The sequence below is a fragment of the Streptomyces sp. BA2 genome (assembly GCF_009769735.1).
GTDB lineage: Bacteria > Actinomycetota > Actinomycetes > Streptomycetales > Streptomycetaceae > Streptomyces.
Genome location: NZ_WSRO01000002.1, coordinates 8,786,542 through 8,808,694 on the forward strand (window position 1 = coordinate 8,786,542; position 22,153 = coordinate 8,808,694).

22 protein-coding genes are annotated in these 22,153 nt (G+C 71.2%); 8 read left to right on the forward strand and 14 right to left on the reverse strand.

Going from position 1 to position 22,153, the window contains the following annotated elements; all coding sequences use genetic code 11:
* The first annotated feature begins 87 nt into the window (after window positions 1-87).
* Complete coding sequence (locus E5671_RS42040) at window positions 88-837, forward strand: SDR family NAD(P)-dependent oxidoreductase (RefSeq protein ID WP_160510775.1); 750 nt, start codon at window positions 88-90, stop codon at window positions 835-837.
* A 221-nt stretch (window positions 838-1,058) separates the two neighbouring features.
* Here E5671_RS42040 and E5671_RS42045 read toward each other — a convergent pair whose 3' ends face one another.
* Together E5671_RS42045 and E5671_RS42050 are read right to left on the reverse strand one after the other, a co-directional pair.
* Window positions 1,059-2,600, reverse strand: coding sequence for a SulP family inorganic anion transporter (locus E5671_RS42045; RefSeq protein ID WP_160509457.1), 1,542 nt, complete (start codon window positions 2,598-2,600; stop codon window positions 1,059-1,061).
* 54 nt (window positions 2,601-2,654) lie between these two features.
* The gene (locus E5671_RS42050) at window positions 2,655-3,332 is read right to left on the reverse strand and encodes a carbonic anhydrase (RefSeq protein WP_160509458.1); all 678 of its coding nucleotides are present in this window, start codon (window positions 3,330-3,332) and stop codon (window positions 2,655-2,657) included.
* 315 nt (window positions 3,333-3,647) lie between these two features.
* On the opposite strand from E5671_RS42050, the gene E5671_RS42055 reads away from it, so the two are divergent.
* Window positions 3,648-4,190 carry an HAD domain-containing protein gene (locus E5671_RS42055; RefSeq protein ID WP_160509459.1) on the forward strand — a complete coding sequence of 181 codons (543 nt, stop codon included), beginning with the start codon at window positions 3,648-3,650 and terminating at the stop codon, window positions 4,188-4,190.
* Between the two features lie 366 nt (window positions 4,191-4,556).
* Window positions 4,557-5,129, forward strand: a complete 573-nt coding sequence (locus E5671_RS42065) for a GNAT family N-acetyltransferase (protein ID WP_160509460.1) — start codon at window positions 4,557-4,559, stop codon at window positions 5,127-5,129.
* Between the two features lie 33 nt (window positions 5,130-5,162).
* Here the strand turns inward: E5671_RS42065 and E5671_RS42070 are convergent, their stop codons facing one another.
* Both E5671_RS42070 and E5671_RS42075 read right to left on the reverse strand, forming a co-directional pair.
* The gene (locus tag E5671_RS42070; protein WP_160510776.1) at window positions 5,163-5,660 is read right to left on the reverse strand and encodes a DUF5709 domain-containing protein; all 498 of its coding nucleotides are present in this window, start codon (window positions 5,658-5,660) and stop codon (window positions 5,163-5,165) included.
* A 114-nt stretch (window positions 5,661-5,774) separates the two neighbouring features.
* Window positions 5,775-7,004 carry a PP2C family protein-serine/threonine phosphatase gene (locus E5671_RS42075; RefSeq protein ID WP_160509461.1) on the reverse strand — a complete coding sequence of 410 codons (1,230 nt, stop codon included), beginning with the start codon at window positions 7,002-7,004 and terminating at the stop codon, window positions 5,775-5,777.
* A 259-nt stretch (window positions 7,005-7,263) separates the two neighbouring features.
* On the opposite strand from E5671_RS42075, the gene E5671_RS42080 reads away from it, so the two are divergent.
* Entirely contained in the window at window positions 7,264-7,446 is a 183-nt protein-coding gene (locus E5671_RS42080; protein ID WP_160509462.1) for a hypothetical protein, read from the forward strand.
* Window positions 7,447-7,554: 108 nt separating this feature from the next.
* A complete protein-coding gene (locus tag E5671_RS42085; protein ID WP_160509463.1) occupies window positions 7,555-8,577 on the forward strand; it encodes a PHP domain-containing protein in 1,023 nt (340 codons plus the stop codon).
* A 10-nt stretch (window positions 8,578-8,587) separates the two neighbouring features.
* Here the strand turns inward: E5671_RS42085 and E5671_RS42090 are convergent, their stop codons facing one another.
* From E5671_RS42090 to E5671_RS42105, 4 genes are all read right to left on the reverse strand, one after another.
* Complete coding sequence (locus tag E5671_RS42090) at window positions 8,588-10,693, reverse strand: xanthine dehydrogenase family protein molybdopterin-binding subunit (protein WP_160509464.1); 2,106 nt, start codon at window positions 10,691-10,693, stop codon at window positions 8,588-8,590.
* Window positions 10,694-10,724: 31 nt separating this feature from the next.
* A complete protein-coding gene (locus E5671_RS42095) occupies window positions 10,725-11,708 on the reverse strand; it encodes an FAD binding domain-containing protein (RefSeq protein ID WP_160509465.1) in 984 nt (327 codons plus the stop codon).
* On the reverse strand, window positions 11,705-12,238 hold the full coding sequence (locus tag E5671_RS42100) for a 2Fe-2S iron-sulfur cluster-binding protein (protein ID WP_160509466.1): 534 nt from the start codon (window positions 12,236-12,238) through the stop codon (window positions 11,705-11,707). Before E5671_RS42100 ends, E5671_RS42095 begins: the two co-directional genes overlap by 4 nt.
* A 78-nt stretch (window positions 12,239-12,316) precedes the next feature.
* The gene (locus E5671_RS42105) at window positions 12,317-13,132 is read right to left on the reverse strand and encodes an SAM-dependent methyltransferase (RefSeq protein ID WP_160509467.1); all 816 of its coding nucleotides are present in this window, start codon (window positions 13,130-13,132) and stop codon (window positions 12,317-12,319) included.
* Between the two features lie 225 nt (window positions 13,133-13,357).
* Between E5671_RS42105 and E5671_RS42110 the strand changes: the two genes are divergently transcribed.
* From E5671_RS42110 to E5671_RS42120, 3 genes are all read left to right on the forward strand, one after another.
* A complete protein-coding gene (locus E5671_RS42110) occupies window positions 13,358-14,263 on the forward strand; it encodes a glycoside hydrolase family 16 protein (protein WP_160509468.1) in 906 nt (301 codons plus the stop codon).
* Between the two features lie 102 nt (window positions 14,264-14,365).
* Entirely contained in the window at window positions 14,366-15,331 is a 966-nt protein-coding gene (locus E5671_RS42115) for an LLM class F420-dependent oxidoreductase (RefSeq protein WP_160509469.1), read from the forward strand.
* 89 nt (window positions 15,332-15,420) lie between these two features.
* A complete protein-coding gene (locus E5671_RS42120; protein ID WP_336606000.1) occupies window positions 15,421-15,843 on the forward strand; it encodes a hypothetical protein in 423 nt (140 codons plus the stop codon).
* A 51-nt stretch (window positions 15,844-15,894) separates the two neighbouring features.
* Here the strand turns inward: E5671_RS42120 and E5671_RS42125 are convergent, their stop codons facing one another.
* The 6 genes from E5671_RS42125 to E5671_RS42150 all read right to left on the reverse strand — a co-directional run bounded on the left by E5671_RS42125 (window position 15,895) and on the right by E5671_RS42150 (window position 22,114).
* Complete coding sequence (locus E5671_RS42125) at window positions 15,895-17,307, reverse strand: NADP-dependent succinic semialdehyde dehydrogenase (RefSeq protein WP_160509470.1); 1,413 nt, start codon at window positions 17,305-17,307, stop codon at window positions 15,895-15,897.
* 20 nt (window positions 17,308-17,327) lie between these two features.
* Window positions 17,328-17,516, reverse strand: coding sequence for a DUF6479 family protein (locus E5671_RS42130; protein ID WP_160509471.1), 189 nt, complete (start codon window positions 17,514-17,516; stop codon window positions 17,328-17,330).
* Window positions 17,517-17,668: 152 nt separating this feature from the next.
* Window positions 17,669-18,502, reverse strand: a complete 834-nt coding sequence (locus E5671_RS42135; protein ID WP_160510778.1) for an aldo/keto reductase — start codon at window positions 18,500-18,502, stop codon at window positions 17,669-17,671.
* A gap of 82 nt (window positions 18,503-18,584) precedes the next feature.
* Entirely contained in the window at window positions 18,585-19,145 is a 561-nt protein-coding gene (locus E5671_RS42140) for an HPP family protein (RefSeq protein ID WP_237330362.1), read from the reverse strand.
* 240 nt (window positions 19,146-19,385) lie between these two features.
* Window positions 19,386-20,717, reverse strand: a complete 1,332-nt coding sequence (locus tag E5671_RS42145; protein WP_160509473.1) for an enolase C-terminal domain-like protein — start codon at window positions 20,715-20,717, stop codon at window positions 19,386-19,388.
* 59 nt (window positions 20,718-20,776) lie between these two features.
* Window positions 20,777-22,114, reverse strand: coding sequence for a gluconate:H+ symporter (locus tag E5671_RS42150; protein ID WP_160509474.1), 1,338 nt, complete (start codon window positions 22,112-22,114; stop codon window positions 20,777-20,779).
* Between the last annotated feature and the right edge of the window lie 39 nt (window positions 22,115-22,153).

Sequence of the window (22,153 nt, forward strand, 5' to 3'; positions counted from 1 at the left end):
GTGTCGAATTCCGGCCGGCGGCTCCGACGTACCCCACGGAAGCCGGAAATGTTCCGGAGATGTCCGTGTGGGAAGGGCGTGGTGGCGATGCTGCTGGAGAACAAGGTCGCTGTGGTGTACGGGGCCGGAGGGGCGATCGGAGGGGCGGCAGCGCGCGCCTTCGCCGACGAGGGAGCCCGGGTGTTCGTCGCGGGCCGCACCCGGGCCACCCTCGATGCGCTCGCCGGGACGATCCGCTCGGGTGGCGGCCAGGCGCAGCCCGTCGTCGTCGACGCCTTGGACGAACGGGCGGTGGCGGAGTGCGTCGACGGGATCGTGGCCCGAGCCGGGCAGATCGACATCTCGTTCAACGTCATCGGAGCAGCCGATGTGCAAGAACCGCTCCAGAAGATCTCGGTGGACGACTTCCTGCAGCCCGTCACGACGGTGCTGCGCTCACAGTTCCTGACCACCAGGGCTGCGGCCCGGCACATGGTCCCCCGGGGCGCGGGCGTCATCCTGGCGTTCGGCGGTGGCGGGCCGCAGACCCTGCCGGGCCTCGGCGGCTTCAAGGTCGCACTCGACGCTTTGGAAGGCCTGCGCCGTCAGTGGGCGTGTGAGCTGGGAGCGCACGGCATCCGCGTGGTCACCCTGAGGTCGGGAGGTGTCCCCCAGGCCATCCCCGAGGGCTTCCCCGGCCGCGACGAGATCACCGCCGGGCTCGAGCGGGCGACGCTCCTGGGGCGGACCGCCGAGCTGAGCGACGTCGGCCACGTGGCCGCGTTCGTGGCATCGGACCGGGCGCGCACGCTGACGTCGACGGACGTGAACATCTCCTGCGGTGCGATGGCCGACTAGCGGCGGTTGCCGCGGCGGTCGACGGCAACGGACAGCGGCCCCGCCGCGACGGGGGGACGCGGCGGGGCCAAGTATGCGGGTGCCCCGTCGAGCGCGTCTCACGCCTGCTTCGGCGGATCGATTTCGGCACCCCATCGGGCAGCTGGGTCGAAGAGCACCGCGCCGCCCGCCACCGGGGCGGGTGGAAGGCGGCGCGGCGGGTCATTCGGGGGCGGGCGCGATCAGTGGCGCATCGGTGCCTCCGCGGGTTCCCCGGACTCGGTGTCGGGGAACGTCTTCATCCGCACCGCTTCCGTACCGCTGTCGTTGTGCCGCAGCGCCCAGTTCTCCAGCGTCGTACGACAGGCGTGGTCCAGATGCCGCACGGCGGTCAGATCCAGCTCGATGGGCCGGTCCTTGGGCAGGGCCTCCAGCGTTTCGAGGATGCGGGGCAGCCGCAGGAACGTCGCGTTGCCGGTGAGGGTGACGACCATCCGGCCGCCGGTCAACTCCCGTACGTCCAGGTGGATGTGCGAGGTCTCCCAGGCGGACTTGACCACCGCGAGCACCAGGCCGAGCACCACGCCCTCGAACATGTTGGTCACCACGATGGCGATCGCGGTGGTGGCGAGCACCAGGGCCTCGCCCCGGTGCTCGCGGGCGAGCGGGACGATCGCCTTGACGGGGATCAACTTGAATCCCGCGTGGACCAGGACCCCGGCGAGCGCCGCCAGCGGGATGATGCCGAGCGCGGCCGGGAACAGCACGGCGAACAGCAGCAGCCACGCGCCGTGCAGGACACGGGAGAGCGGAGTGCGTGCGCCGGCCTCGACGTTGGCCGAGCTGCGGACGATGACCGCCGTCATCGGCAGCGCCCCGAGCACGCCGCACGTCGCGTTGCCGATGCCCTGGGCGACCAGCTCCTTGTCGTACTGCGTACGCGGACCGTCGTGCATACGGTCCACCGCGGCCGCGCTGAACAGCGATTCGGCCGAGGCGATGAGGGTGAACGCGAGGACCGTGCCGAGCACGGCCACACTGCCCAGGGCCGCCAGGTCGCCGAGCCCCGGCGGCTGAATGGCGTCGACCAGGCCGCGTACCGTCACGTTGGCCACGTCGAGCCGCAGCCCGGCGGCCACCGCGGTGGCCAGCGCGACGGCGGCCAGCGGTGCGGGCACCACGCGCACGGCCGCGGGCAGTTTCGGCCACAGCACGAGCACGGCGATGGTGCCGAGGCCCAAGGCGGCGGCGGTCAGTGAGGCGGTGTCGCCCAGTACGTCGGCAAGGAGGCCGGGCAGCCCGGCTATCTTGTCGAGCCCGGAGCGCGGCTGCTCGGCACCGGCCATGGTGTAGAGCTGGCCGAGGATCAGTACGAGTCCGATGCCCGCCAGCATGCCCTGCACGACGGACACGGAGATTGCGCGGAACCACCGGCCGCAGCGCAGCAGCCCGAGGGCGATCTGCAGGGCACCGGTGAGCAGCACGATGGCGCCGAGCATGCCGAGCCCGAACTCCTGTACCGCCTCGAAGACGAGCACGGTCAGTCCGGCGGCCGGCCCGCTGACTTGCAGGGCGCTGCCCGGCAGGAGGCCGACGACGAGGCCGCCGACGATGCCGGTGACTAGGCCCAGTTCGGCGGGCACGCCGGAGGCGACGGCCACGCCGACACACAGCGGCAGGGCGACGAGGAAGACGACGAGCGAGGCGAGGAAGTCCTGGCGGCGGACGCCTGGTTCACGCAGTGGGCGGTAGGGGGAGCGGAGAGAGGAGAGGAAGGAGGACATGAGGGTGGGGGGTCCTGTCGTGAGAGCGGGCCGGGCGGTGGGGCGTGGCTGCTCTCACAGCGGACCGAACGCGGGCCGGTCGTCGAACGACGGGCGATGGGCGGTGACGGCGCCTGTGTGCACCTCGTAGTACCAGGCGTGCAGGTTCAGTGAGCCGTCGTCGATCCGCTCTGTCACACACGGGTACGCGCGCAGCCTCTCCACCTGGGCCAGCACGTGGGTCTGCACGGCTTCGGCCACGTCCGCGGAGGCGGGGACGAGGGTGCGCAGGGGGGCGTCCGGCGGGACGGAGTGGTCCAGCCAGTCGCGCACGGCCGGTACGGCCGAAAGGTCTTCGCCCCGCAGCAGGGCGCCCACCGCGCCGCAGTGCGAGTGTCCGCAGACGACGATGTCGCGGACTCCGAGCACGCACACCGCGTACTCGATGGTGGCCGCCTCGCTCATGGGGCGGCTTTCCCGGCTGACGTCGTCGCGGGAGTCATGGGAGTTACGGGAGTTACGGGAGTTACGGGAGGGGTAGGGCGGTACGACGTTGCCCGCTGTACGGAGTTCGAAGAGTTCGCCGGGGCGTGCTCCGGTGATCAGGGTCGGTACGACGCGTGAGTCGGAGCACGTGATGAACAGGGCTTCGGGCGACTGCCCGGCCCCGAGGGCCTGGAAGGCCGCGGCGTTGTGAGGGGCCGCGACGTGTGTCGCGGCGAAGGAACGGGCGTTGTCGATCAGGGACTTCATGATGGCCTGCCTCCTGCGTCACTGCGGCGGAGCCGGGACGCGGTGTGGTCGGGTCGATGGTGACAGTGAGGCGGCGCGGGCTGCTGAGTGACAGCGGGCACCACGTCGCCTCGGGAACAGCCTGTACGGCAGCTGTGTCTCTCACTTTGCCATCGCATTAACCTCTGATGACAGGGCAAAAATCTGCCAAAGATTGAGTAATAAACGCCCCTGAGCTGGGAATAGATCGAAGCCTCAACTGTTGGGCAAGGATTGGCGTGGAGATCATGTGGAGCACATGAGACGGTTCCGTTCGCGGGCGTTTACGGTTCAACCGTGACCGCTTCCGTGGTGCCCCTTCTCTTCCTCGATGTCGATGGACCCCTCATCCCCTTCGGGGCGACACGGCAACAGCTTCCGGAGGGGTACCCGACCTACGAGACCGGGCGCAAGCCCCCGGAAGCCGACGCGAATCCGCTGATCACCCGGATCAACCCGGCGCACGGACCCCGGCTGATGGCGCTGCCGTGCGAGCTGGTGTGGGCCACGACGTGGATGTCCGACGCGAACGAATGTGTCGCGCGCTGGCTCGGTTTGCCGGAGCTGCCCGTGTTGCTCTGGCCGGAGTCGTCCGAGGAGTCCGACGAGGACGAGAGGCGCGGACTCCACTGGAAGACCCGACCCGTTCTCCGATGGGCGGCAGGACGTCCGTTCGCCTGGGTGGACGACGAAATCACCGAAGCCGACCGGTCCTGGGTGGAGGCGCACCGCTCAGGACCAGCCCTTCTGCGGCGAATCGACCCCACGCTGGGCATGACGGACGACGACTTCGCCGCCCTTGCCGCGTGGCTGCGGCTCCACGCTCACGCACGCCCCTAGCCCCAGCTCCTAAGCCCGGACAGCCGGCCTGAGCACCTCCTGGCACCACTGGCGGAAGCCGGTGGGCGCGGAATCGGGAGGGCTCGGTGCGGTGGCGCCGTAGAAGCCCTGCGTGTTGAGAGCGCTGGCCCAAGTGCTCACGCGCGTCGGCCTCGGCGGTGTGATCCCGCTGCTGCCCACCTCCGTCGCCGCCCGCGATCGTGGCCATCGCCTGGCCCCAGCAGTCCCGTTCGACGGCCACGGCAGCCCTGGTCCGCACAGCCGCGTCCATGACGGAGGCCGTACGGGACGGCGAGGCGGGCTCATAGCGTCGGCGCTTCAGCCCGTACGCCGTGCACCTGCCGCCACGCGTGCCACTCTGGTGTCATGCCCATCGAAGTGCGCCCAGCCTCGGTGTTCGAGGACGTCCGTGCCGTGGTTGGTCCGAAGTCGCCCGGTGCCAATGTCTGCTGGTGCCTGAGCTATCGGATCCCGTCCAAGATGAACAACGAGCTGCGTGGGCCCGACCGCGGTGAGTACGTCGCGGAGTTGTGCCGTGCGGAACCCCCTCCGGGGGTGCTCGCCTACGACGGGGGCGAGCCGGTGGGCTGGGCAGCCGTGGCGCCGCGCGCGGACACGTCCTTCGCGCGGAACCGAAAGATTCCGCACGTCGACGATCTGCCGGTCTGGTCCCTGTGGTGCATTCGAGTGCGCCCCGGCCACCGGAAGCAAGGGATCTCGCACGCACTCATCGCCGGTGCGGTCGAGTTCGCCCGCGCCCACGGAGCACCGGCGGTCGAGGCGTACCCGCTCGACAACGGCGACGCCAAGGTCGACCTGACGATGGCGTACGCGGGGATCCGCAAGAACTTCGAGCGCGCCGGATTCACCCACGCCGCCGACACCACCTCCGTACTGGCCGGCCACCCCCGGATCCTGATGCGGCTCGACCTGCGCTGACAGAGAAGCCACGCTTCGGGTGACTTCGCCGTCTCAGCCCGCGGAGTCCGTCCGGTCGGCGGCGTCCGGGTCGATGACATGCACCGCGGCCTCCTCGGCGGACGCCGCCCCGCCGTCGATGCCCATGTCCTCGCCGACCATGTCCTGCGCGGCGTCGGACTCCGGATCCCCGCTCGCCCCCTCATCCGGGGCGAACAGGCGTCCGGCGCGGGCGTCACCCACCTCCGCCTCGTCGATCGGCTCGCCGTCGGTGTCGGTCGTGTCCCCGATGCCGTCGTCGTCCTCGGCGGGGCCGGGAACGTCGAGCGCGGGGTCGGGCCGCTCCTCGGAGAGGCGTTCGGCCAGGCTCTCGCCCTCCTGCTGCTCCTGAGGGGTGGTACCGGTGTGGGCCACTCCAAGCGGCCGCTCGGGGGGCGACCAGCCCTCGTCGTACGGATCCGCCCCGCGGTCGCTGAGCGTGTCCTCCGCATCGAGGATGCCCTCGTCCTCGCGGACCTCCTCAGCGTCGGGCTGGTAGACCTCGTCGCCCATGACCTCGTCGTCTCCCACGGTGCTCGTCCTCCTTCGTGCGCGGCTGATGCCGGTGTTCTGCCGTGTATCCACCCTGATCCAGAACACACGTTCCGGCATGCGGGGGGCGGCAGGTCACCGGGTTTCGGGCGGACGCCACTCGAGGAGCAACAGCGTCGCGTCGTCGCGCAGTTGGTTGTCCTGCCGGTCGAGGATGGAGTGGATGAGCTGGCGCAGGGCCTCGGGCGCCGGTTCGCCCGCGGCGGTCGCGCGGATGATGCTGTCCGTGAACCGCTCCAGGCCGAACTCGGCGCCGCCCCCGGTCCGCAGCTCGGTGACGCCATCGGTGTACATCAGCACCCGGTCGCCCGGTTCGAGCGCCTGCTCGTGGACCTCCCACGACACGCCGGACAGCACGGCGGGCGTCCCCATGGGCGGCTGGGCGGGACGCTCGAGGGCGCGGTCGAGTACGCGGTGGTCCCGGATCAGCAGGGGCGGCGGATGGCCGCAGTTGCACCAGCGCAGCACCCCACCGGCCAGGTCGAGCTGGGCGAGGATCCCGGTGCAGAACTGCTCGGGCAGCCACCCGGCAAGCGCGTGCTGGATGGTGTTGACGAGCTCGGGCAGATCGGCCTCGGCGCGGCGGGCGTTACGGCAGCCGGCCATGGCCACGGCGGTGGTCAGACCCGACGCGAGGTTGTGGCCCATGGCATCGAAGATCGCCACATGCAGGGTCGACGGGGTCAGGGAGTGATCGAAGGCGTCGCCGCCGATCTCGTACGCGGGTTCGAGGACGGCGGTCGAGATCACATGGGAATTGCCGATCGTCCTCGGCGGCAGGAAGGCCCTGAGCATCTCGGCGGGAAGCTGCATGGTCTCGGACCGTGTCCGGCGCGCGAAGCTGTCGCTCGACGCCCGCTTCGAGGTGATCGTCATGGCGAGGACGGAGGCCAGCATGCGGCAGCGGCGCAGCAGCGCGACGTCGATGACCGACGCCGTGGCACCGATCACGCCGAGCCGCTCGGCGCCGTCGATCAGCGGCAGCCAGGCGACGATCCTGCCCTGGGCCAGTTCCTCGACGCGCAGCTCGTGCGCCCGGTAGGCCGAACCGGCGACGGAGGTGTCCACACTGAGGGAGGGCGGCCCCTCGGCCAGCGACACCAGACACCGCTGCTGGATGTCCACCAGGTACACGTCGACCCGGTCGAGCCCGACGGCGCCGGCGAAGCGCTGCGCCAGGGCGGGAAGCTCCATCGGCGCCGCCGCGTGCGCCGAAGCGAGCAGTTGCTCGAACAGCTGCTCCCCGGGCCCGGGCTGCCGGGGGCCTCGCTTCCCGGGTTCGGGTTCCCTGGGATGGCTCGACATCTGTGATCACCGCCTCATCAGCAGTCTCACATCGGGCCACGGATCCCGCCCGGCTTCGGACGGCCGCGGCGCCCATTTCACGTACACCCGCCGGATTTCCGGCGTACTCAGGCTCTCTCCAGTGCGCTGTGAGGGCCGTCTCAGTGATCGACCCCGGTCCGCAGAGGACCGCCCGCGCAGCGTAAGGTCGCGGACCGGCCGCATACGGCCGAACCGAACCAACACAGTCACACAGTCACCGAACAAGGAGCTGCTGGTCATGCCGGCCAATGACGCCGCTGAGGCGCCGATCTACGAAACCCTCGTCCAGGAGCACGGCGACGTCCTCGCGACAGCCCGCAAGGCCGCCGAGGAGACCCAGCAGAGAGCCGAGGCCGTGCTGGACTTCAGGGGGCCGGTAGCGGCCGTGCCCGACGACTCGTCCGCCGAGCCCGCGGCGTAGGCGTCCCCCGGGGGCGGGGGCTCCGGTCCTCACATGCCCCGCCGCCCTTTGTGGGCGACGCTGGAAGCACACGTACGCCGTCGCAGTCCCCGACGGCCGGAGGTGCCGATGGATCCCGTCGAGGCGCTGGAACGGATCGCCTTCCTGCTGGAGCGCGGCCGCGCCCCGACCTACCGTGTGCGGGCCTTTCGCACCGCGGCCGCGGTGGTGGGCGGCCTCGCCGAGGGTGAGGCCGCGCGGCGCGTCGCCGACGGGTCCCTGGAGTCGCTCAAGGGGATCGGCCCCAAGACCGCCGGTGTGGTCCGCGAGGCGCTGACCGGCGACGTGCCGGGATACCTGGAGCGGCTCGAAGGCGAGGCGCAGGCCCCGCTCGTCGAGGGCGGCGCCCGGCTGCGGGCGCTGCTGCGCGGCGACTGCCACCTGCACTCCGACTGGTCCGACGGCGGCAGCCCCATCGAGGAGATGGGCCTCGCGGCCCAGGCGCTCGGCCATGAGTGGGCCGTGCTCACCGACCACTCGCCACGGCTGACCATCGCTCGCGGTCTGTCGCCGGAGCGGCTGCGCGAGCAGCTCGCGGTGGTGGCCGACCTCAACGAACGCTGGGCGCCCTTCCGGCTGCTCACGGGCATCGAGTGCGACATCCTTGACGACGGTTCGCTCGACCAGGAACCGGAGCTGCTCGACCAGCTCGACGTGGTGGTCGTCTCCGTCCACTCCAAGCTGCGCATGGAGGCCCCCGCGATGACGCGGCGCATGGTCGCCGCCGTCAGCAACCCCCGAGCCGATGTCCTCGGCCACTGCACCGGCCGCCTTGTCACCGGGCGCGGCAGGCCGGAGTCGCAGTTCGACGCCGACGAGGTGTTCGCCGCGTGCGCGGCCGCGGGCACGGCGGTGGAGATCAACAGCAGGCCGGAGCGGCTCGACCCGCCGCGCAGGCTGCTGCGCCAGGCCGTGGACGCCGGAGTGCTCTTCTCCGTGGACACCGACGCGCACGCGCCGGGCCAGCTGGACTGGCAGGTGTACGGGTGCGAGCGGGCGGAGGAGTGCGGGGTGCCCGCCGAGCGTGTGGTGACCACCTGGACGGCGGAGAAGCTGCTGGCCTGGACGAGGGAGAAACGGGCCGTGACCTGAGGGCCCCGGTTCAGAGACCGTCCGCACCGCCCGCAAGGACACGGTCCGGCGTGAGAGGCAGTTCGCGCAGCCGCACGCCGGTCGCGTGGTGCACCGCGTTGCCGATGGCCGCGGCCGTCCCGACGATGCCGATCTCCCCGATCCCCTTGCTGCCCATGGGGTTGAGGTGAGGGTCGTCCTCGTCGACCCAGTGCGCCTCGATCGCGGGTACGTCCGCGTGCGCCGGTACGTGGTAGGCGGCGAGGTCGGCCTCCGCGAAGTCGCCGAAGGCCGCGTCCATGGTGCTGCCCTCGGTCAGCGCCATCCCCAGGCCCATCGTCATCGCCCCGATGAACTGCGAGCGCGCGGTACGGGAGTTGAGGATGCGACCGGCCGCGTAGACCCCGAGCAGCCGGCGCACCCGTACCTCGCCCGACACCGTGTCGACGCCGACCTCGGCGAAGTGGGCGCCGAAGGCGTGGCGGGCGTAGGCGCTGTCCGCGTCGGCGTCGCCCGTCGTGTCGGCGGTGGCGCCGACGCCCTCCGGGGGCAGCTGCTGGCCCTGCTGTCCGGCAAGGCGTTCGGCAAGTCGCGTACAGGCCTCGTGGACGGCCCAGCCCCAGGAGGCCGTCCCGGAGGAACCGCCCGCGAGCGGCGCGTCCGGAAGGTCGCTGCTGCCGATCTCGGCGCGTACGGAGTCCAGCGGGACGCCCAGCGCGTCGGCGGCGACCTGGGCCAGCACGGTGCGGGCGCCCGTACCGATGTCGGTGGCGTTGACGCGGACCACGAAGCTGCCGTCCGGGTAGGCGTGGGCGCTCGCCCGGGACGGCGCGACGACCACCGGGTACGTGGCCGCGGCGACCCCGCTGCCCACCAGGACCGGCCCCTCGGCGCGTGACCGCGGGCGCGGGTCGCGCTCGGACCAGCCGAAGCGCCGGGCGCCCTCGCGCAGACACTCGGCGAGGTGACGGCTGCTGAAGGGCTTGGAGGAGTCGGGCTCCGTCTGCGTGTCGTTGCGCAGCCGCAGCTCCACGGGGTCGATGCCGAGGGTCACGGCGAGCTCGTCCATCGCCGACTCCAGCGCGTACATGCCGGGCGCCTCGCCCGGGGCCCGCATCCAGGACGGGCTCGGCACGTCGAGCGGCACCACGCGATGCGTGGTGCGGGCGTGCGGCGAGGGGTACATGACACGCGTGGCGGCGGCGGCCGTCTCGACGAACTCCTTGACGCGAGAGGTGTGCGCGGTCACCTCATGGATGACGGAGGTCAGCCTGCCGTCCCTCTCCGCCCCCAGCCGCACCCGGTGCAGGGTCGGCGAGCGGTGGCCCACCACGGCCGGCAAATGGCGCCGCGGCAGGGCGAGTTTGACGGGCCTGCCCGTCACGCGGGCGGCCATCGAGGCAAGCACCACGTGCGGGCGTGGCGTGCCCTTGGAGCCGAAGCCGCCGCCGACGTGCTCGGAGACAACAGTGACCTGCTCCTCGGGCAGCGCGAACAGACCCGCGAGGACGTCGCGGACGGTGGTGGCGCCCTGGCTGCTGTCGTGCACGGTCAACCGCCCGTCCCGCCAGTGGGCGGTGGCCGCGTGCGGCTCCATGGGGTGGTTGTGCAGCGGCGGCACCCGGTAGGCGACATCGACGCGGGAGGGAGCGGAGTTGAACGCGCCCTCCGCGTCGCCGCGGACGTGCTCCCCCGAGGTGCCGTCCTCGTCCTCCGGCACATAGGCCTCGGGGTGATCGGCCTTCAGGGTGACGTCGTGCGCCTCCTCGGCGTAGGTGACCTGGACGGCCGCGGCGCCTTCGCGTGCCGCCTCCGGACTGTCGGCGACGACGAGCGCGACGTACCAGCCCCGGTGCGGAACACGTGCGTCCTGCAGCACGGCGAGCGTCGCGTCGTCCGGCTTCTCCAGGCGCGGCGCGTTCAGATGGGTCAGGACCTCGACGACGCCGGGCAGCTCCCTGGCCGCCGTGTCGTCGACGGCGGTGACCGCGCCGCGCGCCACCGTGGCGGGCACCGGCCAGGCATACGCGCACCCCTCGGGGGTGTGCTCGGCGGCGTAGCGGGCGGCCCCGGCCACCTTCTGGGGGCCCTCCCTGCGCTCGGCGGACGCCCCGAGGGCGCTGGCGGTGTCCGGCATGGGGTTCTCCCTGGAAGCGGAGGCAGTCGGGTCACGAAGAGGTGAGGCGGCGCAGGACGTCACACGCGAGATTGCGGGCGAGGCGCACCTTGAACGCGTTGTCCCGCAGCGGCTCGGCCGCGGAGAGCTCGGCGTCCACGGCGCTCAGGAACGCCCCGTCGCTCGGCGGCCCGCCACGCAGCGCCTCCTCCGCGTGCCGGGCACGCCAGGGCCGGTGGGCGAGGCCGCCGAACGCGATCCGCGCCTGGCGTACGACGGAGTCCTCGACGTCCAGGACCACCGCCACCGAGGCGAGCGCGAAGGCATAGGAGGCGCGGTCGCGGGCCTTGCGGTAGGCGGAGGGCAGCCCCGCGGTCGCGCGCGGGAGCAGCACGCCGGTGATCAGCTCGCCGGGCGCGATCTCGGTGTCCTGTTCCGGACGGCCGCCGGGCAGGCGGTGGAACTCGGCGGCGGGCAGGGTGCGTCGGCCCCGGACGCCGTGCAGCTCCACCTGGGCGTCGAGCGCGGCGAGCGCGACCGCCATGTCGGAGGGGTGGGTGGCGATGCACTGCGGCGAGTGGCCGAGGACCGCGTGGTCGCGGTGGACGCCGTCGCGTGCCCCGCAGCCGGTGCCGGGCTCCCGCTTGTTGCACGGTTTGCTCAGGTCCTGGAAATAGGGACAACGGGTGCGCTGGAGCAGGTTGCCGCCGGTCGTGGCCACGTTGCGCAGCTGGCCCGAGGCTCCCGCGAGCAGCGCCTGGGCCAGCACGGGGTAGCGGTCTCGCACCAGCGGGTGGGCGGCGAGGTCGCTGTTGCGCACCGTCCCGCCCGCGCGGACGGACCCGTCGGGCAGTTCCTCCACCGAATCCAGCGGCAGCCTGCTCACGTCGATCAGCGTCCCGGGGCGCTCGACGCCCAGCTTCATCAGGTCGACGAGATTGGTGCCGCCGCCCAGATAGCGGGAGCCCGGGCGGCCCGCGTGGGCGGCGGCCGCCTCTTCGACGCTGTAGGCGCGCACGTACCGGAAGGGCTTCACCGGGTCACGTCCTCGACGGCCTCGACGATGTGCGGATAGGCGCCGCAGCGGCAGAGGTTGCCGCTGAGCCGCTCACGGATCTCGTCCCTGGTCAGCTCCACGGGGTCGCCGGTGTCCGTACCCGGATCGGTCACGTGCGATGCGTTGCCCGCCGCGGCCTCGGCCAGGGCGCCGACGGTCGAACAGATCTGGCCCGGGGTGCAGTAGCCGCACTGGAAGGCGTCGCGCTCCAGAAAGGCACGCTGTACGGGATGCGGGCCCTCGCCGTCGCCGCCGCGCAGCCCTTCGACGGTGGTGATGTCGCACCCCTCGTGGGCGACGGCCAGCAGCAGACAGCTGTTGGCGCGGCGGCCGTCGACGAGGACGGTGCAGGCACCGCACTGGCCGTGATCACAGCCCTTCTTGGCGCCGGTGAGCCCCATCTGTTCGCGCAGTACGTCAAGCAGCGTCGAACGGTGGTCGACGGTGAGGCGGCAGCGCGCGCCGTTCACCGTCAGGGGCACTTCCGAGCGGAACACATCGGTCCCCATGGTGCTCTGCTCCCTCGTCGAAGCGTGGTCTGCGGTGTGACCGCGTAACCAGCCTGAGTCAGGACATGCGTTCCGGCATCACGGCTTGCGGGCCAGGCCGCCGTGTTCGCCGATGGGCTCCGGGGCGGGGGAGTCGGGGGCCGGGCGCCAGAAGGGGACCGAGACGACGCCGGGGTCCAGGAGTTCCAGGCCTTCGAAGAACGCCGCGATCTGGTCGACGGGCCGCAGGAAGTAGGGGACGGCGCCGGTTTCGTTGTAGGCGTCCTGGGCCTGTTCGTAATCGGCGTCGGTGCCCCGGGAGCCGTCGTTGATGGAGAGGTAGCTGCCGGAGGGCAGGCCTTCCATCAGACGGGTGACGATGGCGCGCGCCTGGTCGTAGTCGGCGACGTGCCCCAGGATGTTGCTGAGGATCAGGGCGGTGGGGCGGGAGAGGTCGAGCGTCTCGGCCGCGGCCGCCAGGATGCGGTCGGGGTCGGACAGATCGGCGTCGACGTACGCGGTCGCTCCCTCGGGCGTGGAGGTGAGCAGGGCACGGGCGTGCGCGAGGACCATCGGGTCGTGGTCGACGTACACGATCCTGGTCCTGGGATCGAGCCGCTGGGCCACCTCATGGGTGTTGTCCACGGTCGGCAGACCGGTCCCGATGTCGAGGAACTGCCCGATGCCCGCCTCGGAGACCAGACAGGTGATGTTGCGGCGCAGGAACGCGCGGCTGCTGCGGGCGACGGTGACGATGCCGGGGAAGACGGCGCTGTAGGCGTCGCCGGCCGCTTCGTCGACGGGGTAGTTGTCCTTCCCGCCCAGCCAGTAGTTCCAGATGCGGGCCGAGTGCGGCACCGATGTGTCGATCTTCTGATGCGCGGCAGGTCCGGGAGTCGTGGCGTGGTCGGTCATGGGTAGCGTCCGTCTTTCCACCGAGGCGTGAACTGTTCAACGCACAACCTACGTCCCAACCGTCCGGGCACATATACCAGTTCACGTTCTCGGCGCGTTCTCCGAGTTCTCCGACTTGCGTCAGCGGTATGGCGGGACTCCCCGGCCTCCGCGAGGATGACGCCTTCGCGCGAGGGGGCCGCCGGGTTCTGCGGGGCGTGTGCGGCCGGGAGGAAGGGCATCGCGATGGGATCACACGCGGCGGCGAGCCGGCGCAGGCCGGTCGTGCTCGCGGCGCTCGGCACCACACTGCTCGCCGCCCTGCTTTCCGTCCCCAGCGCGGGGGGAGCGCCGCGGTCGGCCGACGCCTGCGGCAGCGTCGGCACCGAGCTGCCGCGCGGCGACTGCGGGCCGTTCTGGCAGGTCGTCGCCGAGGACTTCAACGGTGACCGGGTGCCGCTGGGCGCGTTCAGCGACTGCGACCACCACGCCGACACCTCCGCCGCGTACTGCGAGGGACTCGAAGGCTCCTACCGCGACAACTGGTGGGCCTACCCCACCGGTTGGCGCGACACCTCCAACGACCGGGGCCGCGACGTCGTCGGCGTCTACCACCCGGAGGACACCGTGAGCGTGGGCCCTGCGGAGAACGGCGACGGCCGTATGCGCATCCGGATGTGGCGGCCCGCCGACGGAGGTCCTGTCCACGCCGCCGCTGTCGTACCGCGTGCCGTCATGCAGATGAAGTACGGCAAGTACAGCGCCCGCATCAAGGTGACCAAGCCGGCCCCCGGATACAAGTCGGCCTGGCTGCACTACGGCGGGGGCTGCGAGATGGACCACCCCGAGGGCAACTGGTCCGGATCCCTCACCGCCTTCCACCATCCGTGCGGCGGCGGCGAACAGGGCTACTTCCGCGGCGCCGACGAGTGGACCGAATGGCACACGGTGTCGACCGAATGGACGCCGGGGAATGTGCGCTTCTTCGTGGACGGACGGGAGACCGGTCACGACACCCGGGGCGTGCCGGACCACCCGCTGTCCTGGGTCCTGCAGAACGAGAGCGCGCTGGAAGGCCCGGGAGCGGAGCCCGGCAGCAGCGCTCAGCTGGAGATCACCTGGGTCGCCGCGTACGCGTACGACTGGAAGTAGGACCGGAGGGGACCCGAGTAGCAGCATGTGGCGTGGGCAGCGGCCTCGCGTGCCCGCGGACGGGGAGGTTTCAGCGGGAGCAGTTCGGCAAAGCGTACAAATATGGTGCAATTCGGCTACACGATGATGACCGAGCAGGCGGGCCCTCGTGCCCTCGTCGACGACCTGGTCGCGGCGGAGCGGGCCGGGTTCGACTTCTCCGTCACCTCTGATCACTACTTCCCCTGGCTCGACTCGCAGGGGCACTCGCCCTACGCGTGGAGCGTGCTCGGCGCGGCGGCGCAGGCGACCTCGCGGATCCCGCTCATGACGTACGTGACCTGCCCGACCGTCCGCTATCACCCCGCCGTGGTGGCGCAGAAGGCCGCCACGATGCAGCTGCTCTCCGAGGGCCGCTTCCGGCTCGGGCTCGGCTCGGGCGAGAACCTCAACGAGCACGTGGTCGGCGCGGGCTGGCCGTCGCCGCAGGTCCGCCTGGAGATGCTCGAGGAGGCGGTGGACATCATCCGGGCGCTGTTCGCCGGCGACAACGTCAACCACCAGGGCACCCACTTCGACGTGGCGAACGCCCGTCTGTGGGATGTGCCCGACGAGCTGCCGCCCATTGGAGTGGCGGTTTCCGGCGGACGGTCCTGCGCGCTGGCCGGGCGCCTCGCCGACCTGGTCATCGCCACCGAACCCAAGGCCGATCTGATCGAGGCCTTCGACCGGCACGGCGGCAGCGGAAAACCGCGCGTCGGCCAGCTGCCCGTCTGCTACGACACCGACAAGGACGCGGCGATCGCCCGCGCGCACGACCAGTTCCGCTGGTCGGTCGGCGGCTGGCCCGTCAACGCCGAACTGCCCGGTCCCTCCGGCTTCGCGGGCGCCACCCAGTTCGTCACCCGTGAGGACATCGCGAAGCAGATCCCGTGCGGCGACGACGTCGACGCCTTCGTGGACGCCGTACGCCCCTTCGTCGAGGCGGGCTTCACGGAGGTCGCCCTCGTCCAGGTGGGCGGCGACCAGCAACGCCCCTTCATCGACTGGGCGGAGAAGAAGCTGCTGCCCGCGCTGCGCGACCTCTGAGCAGCTCAGCAGCAGGCACATCAGATATCTGCCCGCACATCGGGTACCCGTGATCACACATCAGGCCTCGCGACCCACTGGAGCACAGCGTGAACGACACACCCGACCCGGCTTCCCCCACCGCACAGGCCGACTCCCCGGACCTGGTGCAAGTGGTACTCGGCGAGTGCTCCGCGGCCGACGCGGACGCCGTCTTCGGGGTGCTGCGGACCCATTTCCCCTCCGACCGCGGCGATGACGCACCCCACCGCACGGAGCAGCCCCGCCCCGCCGTCTGGACCGGCGGCTTCGTCGCGGCCGACAGCCCGGGACCCGTCCGTGGCGTGCTCCTCGCGGGGCCGGTCACCGCCGACCTGCAAGGCAGCCCGGTGGCGGTGGACCGGCTGCGTGCCACGCTCGAATCGGCGTTCGTCGTCTCGGCCGACGGCACCGTGTCCGGGGACCAGGAAGTACAGGTGCAGCTGCGCCTGACGGGCGCCGAACACGGCGAACCACCGGTCCCGGGCCACTGAGTCCCGCCGAAGCCCCCGTCAGAAACCCCTGTCAGCCCTTGTCGTCCGGGGTCAGCCCTTGCCGTCCGGATCGGACGGGCCGTACCAGACCGTCGTGGCGTTGCAGAACTCGCGGATACCGTGGCCCGCCAACTCGCGTCCGTACCCCGAGCGTTTGATGCCGCCGAAGGGCAGGCCGGGGTGGGAGGCGGTCATGCCGTTGAAGAAGACGCCGCCCGCCTGGAGGTCCCGTACGCAGCGTTCGATGTCGGCGTCGTCGCGCGTCCACACGTTCGAGCTGAGCCCGAACGGCGAGTCGTTGGCCAGGGTCACGGCCTCGTCCAGGTTCGCCACGCGGTAGAGCGTGGCCACCGGGCCGAACGCCTCCTCCCGGTGGATGCGCATCTGCTCGGTCACGTCGGCGAGGACGGTGGGCGAGTAGTACCAGCCCCGCTCCTGCTCCTTGGGGCGCTGTCCGCCGCACAGCGCGGTGGCGCCGCGGGCGAGCGCGTCGTCGACGAGCTCCTCCAGATCGCTGCGGCCCTGCTCGGTGGAGAGCGGACCCACGTCGGTCTCCTCGCTCGCCGGGTCGCCGACGGTCAACTCCCGCATGCCCGCGACGAATCGGTCACGGAAGGCGTCATAGACGTCCGCGTGCACGATGAAGCGTTTGGCGGCGATGCAGGACTGCCCGTTGTTCTGCACCCGGGCTGTCACCGCGGTCGCGGCGGCACGCTCGATGTCGGCGCTCGGCAGGACGAGGTAGGGGTCGCTGCCGCCCAGTTCAAGGACGGTCTTCTTGATCTCGTCGCCGGAGGTGGACGCCACCGAGCGTCCTGCCGGTTCGCTGCCGGTGAGGGTCGCCGCGACCACCCGCTCGTCGCGCAGGATGCCCTCGACGGCGTCCGAGCCGACCAGGAGCGTCTGGAAGCAGCCCTCGGGGAACCCGGCGCGGCGGAAGAGGTCATCGAGGTAGAGGGCGGTCTGCGGCACGTTCGACGCGTGCTTGAGCAGACCGACGTTGCCCGCCATCAGGGCGGGAGCCGCGAACCGCACGACCTGCCAGAGCGGGAAGTTCCACGGCATCACGGCGAGCACGACGCCCAGCGGGCGATAGCGGACGATCGCACGGGTCGCGCCGGAATCCGCCACGTCGGCCTGCGCGGGCTGTTCGTCCGCGAGCAGCTCTTCGGCCCGCTCGGCGTACCAGCGCATGGCCTTGACGCACTTGGCCGCTTCGGCCCTGGCCGCCTTGATGGGCTTGCCCATCTCGGTGGTCATGGTCCGGGCGATGAACGCGTTGTCCTCTTCCAGCAGGTCGGCCGCCCGGTTCAGGAACCGGGCACGCTCGGCGAAGGTGCTGGTGCGGTACTCGCCGAACGCGGTGTGGGCCGCCGCCACACGGCGCTTGACCTCCGCGTCCTCAAGCGGCTCGAAAGTTTCGAGCGTCTCACCGGTGGCGGGATTGACCGTGGCGATGGGCATGCCGTTCCTCCTCGGGACACCTAGCGCGACTGCGGAGGGCCGTCGTGGGGCTCCTCCCAGGAATCGGCGCGCGGCTGGGGCTGCTGCGGTGGGTTGGGGCGTCGGGTGACCTGTCGCCGTCCGAAGAAGAAGAGGGCGAGCAGTACGGCGACGATCACCACGCCGATGATCAGCATCAGCGACGAGGTTCCGCTTGCGGCGAGGGGCATGTACGGCCTCCAGTAGGGCCCGGAGCCAGTGGCTCCGGGCATAGCGGACCCCGCGATTCACCCTAGAGCGACATACGCGGGGAAGCATGCGCAGGGACCTGGCGGGTGCCCGGACTCGCGCGACGCACACCTCGTCAGAGGATCTCCAGTCGTCAGAGGAGCTCCAGCGGCTCCTTGCGGACCGGCGCGGGGAACGCAGCATCCAGCGCCTTGAGGTCCTCGTCGGTGAGGCTGACTTCGAGGGCGCCGTGGTTCTCCTCCACGTGTGCCCGGGTGGAGGCCTTCGGGATGGCGATGACGTCGTCGTGGCGCAGCACCCAGGCGAGCGCCACCTGAAGCGGTGTGCTCCCGTGCGCCGACGCCACGGACTCCAGGGCCTGGTTGCCGAGGAGACGGCCCTGCTCCAGCGGCGAGTAGGCCATCAGAGGCACCGAGCGCTCGCGGCACCAGGGGAAGAGGTCGTACTCGGGGCCGCGGCGGGTGAGGTTGTAGAGCACCTGGTCCGTCTGCGGGCGGGCGTCCTCGGGGAGTTCCGCCAGGTCGTCGACATCGAGGTTGCTCACACCCCAGGCACCGATGCTGCCGCGGCTCACAAGGCCTTCGAGAGCCTCGACGGTCTCGGAGAGCGGCACACCGCCCCGCCAGTGCAGCAGGTACAGGTCGATACGGTCGGTGCCCAGGCGGCGCAGGCTCGCGTGACAGGCATCGACGGTGCCGCGGGCGTCGGCGTTCGACGGCAGCACCTTGCTCACCAGGAACACGTCGTCGCGTCGCCCGCGAATCGCCTCGCCGACCAGCTCCTCCGACGCGCCGCTCCCGTACATCTCGGCCGTGTCGATCAGCGTCATGCCCAGGTCCAGGCCCCTGCGCAGGGCGGCGAGCTCCTCGGCCCGGCGGGCGGGATCGTCGCCCATGCGCCAGGTGCCCTGGCCCAGGGCGGGCACGCTCATGCCGGAGGGGAACGTCACCGTCTTTGCCGCTGCCATCGCGTATCCCTTCTCGTATCCCTGCGTGTGCAGGCTCGTCACGCTCAGAACTTCACACGGCCCGGCGCCGTCGCACAACCGATCACCACCAGTACGCGGGATAGCGCGGCGCGCTGGGACGGGCGTACGAGGCGGCCCACCCCGCGAGGACGACCATGACGACCGCCCCGGCGAGCAGGGGCACGAAGGTCGCGGGCCGGGGATGGTGCAGGACGATGACGACGGCGGTGGCGCAGGCCGGCGAGTGCGGGGTGCGGGCCACGGTCATCACGGCGAGGCCGATGCCCGCGGCCAGCGCCGCGGCCCACGGGGCGCTGCCCAGCGCGGCGAGGACCGCGTAACCGACACCGGCGCACAGCAGATGGCCCGCGATCACGCTGCGCGGCTGGGCCAGCGGCAGCCGGGGGACGCTGTGCACGATCGCCGCGGATGCCGCGAGCGGGGGTATCAGGACCGGCTCGTGAACGACGGAACCGACCGCGACCAAGGCAAGCAGCACGGCGGTGACGGCACTGACGTTGTGCAGGGCGGTGCCCGTAGACGGCGGGGCGGGGGCGCGGCCCACGAGGCGGGGCAGGATGCGGGGACGCGGGCGCGGGCGGGCAGGCGCGGGCGGCGCCTCGGTGATTTCGTCGGTGCTCAAGAAAAGGACGTTCCGGACTTCGGCCGGCGGGAAACCCGGACGGCAGGGTGGCAGAGGGCGGGAGTCGCCACGGCCGCCCGTGCGGTCGGCAGGAGGCGTGGGCAGCATCGGCGGCCCAGGGTCGGGGCGTCCGCGTACTCACCCAAGATCCTACGAAGTCCGCTCACGCCCCCTGCGGCCAGGTCCGGTGATCACCGTGCTGACCAGGCCCGACATGGTGATCGGCGTGCAGCCATGCCGTCAACGCACCAGACAGGGGCGCTTGTTGTCGAACTGCCAGTCGGGGATGAGGTAGCGCATGCCGGCGGCGTCGTCGCGTGCGCCAAGGGCCTTTTGCCGGTAGAGGTCGTGGGCTGCCAGGAGACGGTCCATGTCGAGCTCGACGCCCAGGCCGGGGGCGTCGGGTACGGCGATCTGCCCGCCGATGATGCGGGGCGGGGCGGTGGTGAGGCGTTCCAGGCCCTCCTGCCAGATCCAGTGGGTGTCCAGGGCGTTGTAGTCGCCGGGGGCCGCGGCCCCGCAGTGGGTGACCATGGCCAGGGAGATGTCGAAGTGGTTGTTGGAGTGGCACCCCCAGGTGAGACCCATCGCGTTGCACAACTGCGCCACGCGCACGGAACCCTGCATGGTCCAGAAGTGCGGGTCGGCCAGGGGTATGGAGACCGACTGCAGGGCCAGGGCGTGGGTCAGCTGCCGCCAGTCGGTGGCGACCATGTTGGTGGCGGTCGGCAGTCCTGTGGCGCGGCGGAACTCGGCAAGGACCTCGCGGCCCGAATAGCCGCCCTCGGCGCCGCAGGGGTCCTCGGCGTAGGCGAGCGTGCCGGTCAGGGGCGCGCACAGCTCGATCGCCTCGCGCAGGGACCAGGCACCGTTGGGGTCGAGGGTGATGCGGGCCTGGGGGAAGCGGTCCTTCAGGGCGCGTACGGCCGCTACCTCCTCCGCGCCTTCCAGGACACCGCCCTTGAGCTTGAAGTCCCGGAATCCGTAGCGGTCGTAGGCGGCTTCGGCCTGGCGGACGATCGCCTCGGGGGAGAGGGCCTGTTCGTGCCGGATGCGGTGCCAGTCGACGGGCGATTCGGGCTCGCGGACGTAGTCGAGATCGGTGCGGTCGGGGTCGCCGACGTAGAAGAGGTAGCCGAGGACGCGGACGGAGTCGCGCTGCTGTCCGTCGCCGAGCAGCGCCGCGACGGGAACCTCCAGGTGCTTGCCGAGGAGGTCGAGCAGCGCGGACTCGACGGCGGTGACGGCGTGGACGGCGGTGCGCAGGTCGAAGGTCTGGGCGCCGCGGCCGCCCGCGTCACGGTCGGCGAAACGGTCGCCGATCTCGCGCAGGACGCGCTTGTAGTCACCGATGGGGGCGCCGACGACGAGGGACTCGGCATCGCGCAGGGTCTGCGTGATCTTTTCGCCGCCCGGCACCTCACCCAGGCCGGTGCGGCCCTCGGAGTCCTGGAGTACCACGATGTTGCGGGTGAAGTAGGGGCCGTGTGCGCCGGAGAGGTTGAGCTCCATGCAGTCCCGGCCGGCGACCGGGTAGACGCTGAACGCGGTGACCGTCGGCTGCCTGTTCATGATCAAGGAATTCCTCAGGTGTGAGATGGAGGGGATGGGCGGGGTGCTGGCCGGGTGGGTCAGAGGCTGAGGACGTCCAGGGCCCACTCCGCCGCGAGGACGCCGCCGAGGCCGAGGATCGCGAGCACCGTCGTATAGGTGGTGCGGACCTTGATCGCCTCGATGACCGAGAGGTTGAAGTACTCCTTGAACAGCCAGAATCCGGGGTCGTTGACGTGGGAGAAGGCGATCGAACCGCAGGAGACGGCGAGCACGAGGATCTCGGGGTGGACGCCGCTGCCTGCCAGGAGCGGCAGTACGACGCCGGAGGCGGTGACGACGGCGACCGTGGCGGAGCCGAGGGCGATGCGCAGGATCACCGCGATCAGCCACGCGAGGATGAGCGGCGAGATGGACCAGCTGTCGGTGGTGTCCTTGATGTGGTCGGAGATGCCCCCTTCGACGAGGACGTTCTTGAAGGCGCCTCCCGCTCCGATCACCAGGAGAATCATGGCCATGGCCTGCGCGGCCGACGTACAGGAAGCGCTGACGTCGGACAGGCTGCGGCCGATGCGCGGCCCGAACGCCCAGATCGCCAGGAGGAGGGTCAGGAGCAGGGCGATGGGTGCCGAGCCGATGAAGGTGACGAAGTGCAGGAACGGGCTCGCGCCGGACGTGGCCATCTCGGTGACCGAGGCGCCGGCGATCAGTACGACGGGGAAGAGGGCCACGGTCAGTGACCACCCCATGCCGGGCATCTCCTCGTCGGTGAACTCGCGTTCGCTGACAAGACCCTTGGGGATGGAGGGGTTCATGGCCCTGATGAACGGAAGCCGCGGCCACGCCAGCGCGATCAGCGCTCCGGCGGGTATCGCGATGAACAGGCCGTAGACCAGCGTCAGACCGACGGAGGCATGGAACGTCGCGGCCACGGCGGTGGGGCCGGGATGCGGCGGCAGGAAGCTGTGCATCGTGGAGAGCGTGATGGACATCGGAAGGCCGATCCACAGCAGCTTCGCCCCGGTGACGCGTACGAGGGTGAACGCGATGGGCACGATGATGATGAAGGCGACTTCGTAGAACATGGTGACGCCGATGAGCATGGACGTGACCACCATGGCCACTTGGACCCAGCGCGGTCCGAACGCGTCCAGCATCCTGTTGGCGATGCGCTGGGCGGCGCCGGAGTCCCCCATGACGCGCCCGACCATGGAGCCGAGCCCGATGACCAGCATCGTGTCGCCGATCTGGCCGCCGATGCCCTCCGAGAGGACGTCCGGGATCGTGGCCACCGGAATTCCCTGCACCAGCGCGACGCCGACGGCCACGAGGAGGAGGGCGGCGAAGCCGTTCAGTTTCAGGCGGGTCATGAGGAACAGCAGGATCAAGACGCTGACCCCGACTACGACGAGCGGCATTTCAGTTCCCCTTTGAACTGTTGGGCAAGGCGGTGCGTC

Excerpts from the sequence above, each read along its gene's own strand:
- E5671_RS42040 (WP_160510775.1), top strand. The coding sequence starts at position 88 with ATGCTGCTGGAGAACAAGGTCGCTGTGGTGTACGGGGCCGGAGGGGCG.
- E5671_RS42045 (WP_160509457.1), bottom strand. The coding sequence starts at position 2,600 with ATGTCCTCCTTCCTCTCCTCTCTCCGCTCCCCCTACCGCCCACTGCGT.
- E5671_RS42050 (WP_160509458.1), bottom strand. The coding sequence starts at position 3,332 with ATGAAGTCCCTGATCGACAACGCCCGTTCCTTCGCCGCGACACACGTC.
- E5671_RS42065 (WP_160509460.1), top strand. The coding sequence starts at position 4,557 with ATGCCCATCGAAGTGCGCCCAGCCTCGGTGTTCGAGGACGTCCGTGCC.
- E5671_RS42070 (WP_160510776.1), bottom strand. The coding sequence starts at position 5,660 with ATGGGCGACGAGGTCTACCAGCCCGACGCTGAGGAGGTCCGCGAGGAC.
- E5671_RS42075 (WP_160509461.1), bottom strand. The coding sequence starts at position 7,004 with ATGTCGAGCCATCCCAGGGAACCCGAACCCGGGAAGCGAGGCCCCCGG.
- E5671_RS42080 (WP_160509462.1), top strand. The coding sequence starts at position 7,264 with ATGCCGGCCAATGACGCCGCTGAGGCGCCGATCTACGAAACCCTCGTC.
- E5671_RS42085 (WP_160509463.1), top strand. The coding sequence starts at position 7,555 with ATGGATCCCGTCGAGGCGCTGGAACGGATCGCCTTCCTGCTGGAGCGC.
- E5671_RS42090 (WP_160509464.1), bottom strand. The coding sequence starts at position 10,693 with ATGCCGGACACCGCCAGCGCCCTCGGGGCGTCCGCCGAGCGCAGGGAG.
- E5671_RS42100 (WP_160509466.1), bottom strand. The coding sequence starts at position 12,238 with ATGGGGACCGATGTGTTCCGCTCGGAAGTGCCCCTGACGGTGAACGGC.
- E5671_RS42105 (WP_160509467.1), bottom strand. The coding sequence starts at position 13,132 with ATGACCGACCACGCCACGACTCCCGGACCTGCCGCGCATCAGAAGATC.
- E5671_RS42110 (WP_160509468.1), top strand. The coding sequence starts at position 13,358 with ATGGGATCACACGCGGCGGCGAGCCGGCGCAGGCCGGTCGTGCTCGCG.
- E5671_RS42115 (WP_160509469.1), top strand. The coding sequence starts at position 14,366 with ATGGTGCAATTCGGCTACACGATGATGACCGAGCAGGCGGGCCCTCGT.
- E5671_RS42125 (WP_160509470.1), bottom strand. The coding sequence starts at position 17,307 with ATGCCCATCGCCACGGTCAATCCCGCCACCGGTGAGACGCTCGAAACT.
- E5671_RS42130 (WP_160509471.1), bottom strand. The coding sequence starts at position 17,516 with ATGCCCCTCGCCGCAAGCGGAACCTCGTCGCTGATGCTGATCATCGGC.
- E5671_RS42135 (WP_160510778.1), bottom strand. The coding sequence starts at position 18,502 with ATGGCAGCGGCAAAGACGGTGACGTTCCCCTCCGGCATGAGCGTGCCC.
- E5671_RS42145 (WP_160509473.1), bottom strand. The coding sequence starts at position 20,717 with ATGAACAGGCAGCCGACGGTCACCGCGTTCAGCGTCTACCCGGTCGCC.
- E5671_RS42150 (WP_160509474.1), bottom strand. The coding sequence starts at position 22,114 with ATGCCGCTCGTCGTAGTCGGGGTCAGCGTCTTGATCCTGCTGTTCCTC.